Here is a 795-nt window from a genome sequence, read left to right as displayed (position 1 = left end):
AACGGTAGTGCTACTCCAAACATTTCGTTTTTGCTCAGTTGTTAAACGGAGTGACTTTGCGTAACGTGCCTGACTGATTTGCATCTTTCGTTCTGCTGGAGTAATGACTTGTTCTTCATTCAGGAATCGAGCAATTGTTTGGTAACTATTACCATCAAGGTACAAGGCGAAAATCCGTCGAACAATTGGTGCAACTGACTCGTCAATAATAATCTTGAAACGGTCCTCTGGATCCTTGAGATAACCAAATGGAGGCAACCAGCTCATGTTTTTGCCCGAGCGTTTCATGCTGTTCATCGCACTCTTAACCTTTTCAGAAACATCTTTGGCATAGAAATCATTGAGTAAATTCCGAAATGGCACATCAATATCTAAGCCATTATTCTCAGAAACCATGCTATCGTACTGGTCATTGAGAGCGATAAATCGAACCCCAAGAAAAGGAAAGATATTTTCCAAATAGTTCCCTAACTCCAGATAATCACGCATAAATCGAGACAAATCCTTGACAATGATATGACGGATAGTTCCAGACTTAACATCGGCCATCAAGCGTTGAAAGGCTGGACGATTGAGAGTGGTTCCTGAAAAACCATCGTCCACAAATTCCAAGAGCTCCCAGTTCTTAAACTCAGGTGTTTGGTCAAGGTAATGGTTGAAAAGGCACCCTTTTTCTGTACAATTTTTATAAAGTGTTTTTGTTAAGCGATAACTCGCTTAACCATAGGTGTTTGGTAATCGAGACTACCGTGAATGCGATGATGGTTCCACCAGTGGACATAGTCCTTGGTTTTA

Annotated in this window: 2 protein-coding genes and 1 pseudogene; all 3 read right to left on the bottom strand. The window is 41.0% G+C overall.

Features of this window, described 5'->3' with window-relative positions:
- A partial coding sequence (locus ACERC5_RS10140; protein ID WP_373660675.1) for a recombinase family protein occupies positions 1-267 on the bottom strand: 267 nt, incomplete at its 3' end.
- A 15-nt stretch (positions 268-282) separates the two neighbouring features.
- Positions 283-621: pseudogene (locus ACERC5_RS10135) on the bottom strand (recombinase family protein); the annotation flags it as partial.
- 80 nt (positions 622-701) lie between these two features.
- Positions 702-795, bottom strand: a 94-nt coding sequence (locus ACERC5_RS10130) for an IS3 family transposase (RefSeq protein WP_373660549.1), incomplete at its 5' end; no start/stop codon positions are given.

Source organism: Streptococcus sp. E24BD, from assembly GCF_041807825.1.
GTDB lineage: Bacteria > Bacillota > Bacilli > Lactobacillales > Streptococcaceae > Streptococcus > Streptococcus entericus.
The sequence above is the reverse complement of the archived record's forward strand: the minus strand, read 5'-3'. Positions and strand labels throughout refer to the sequence as shown.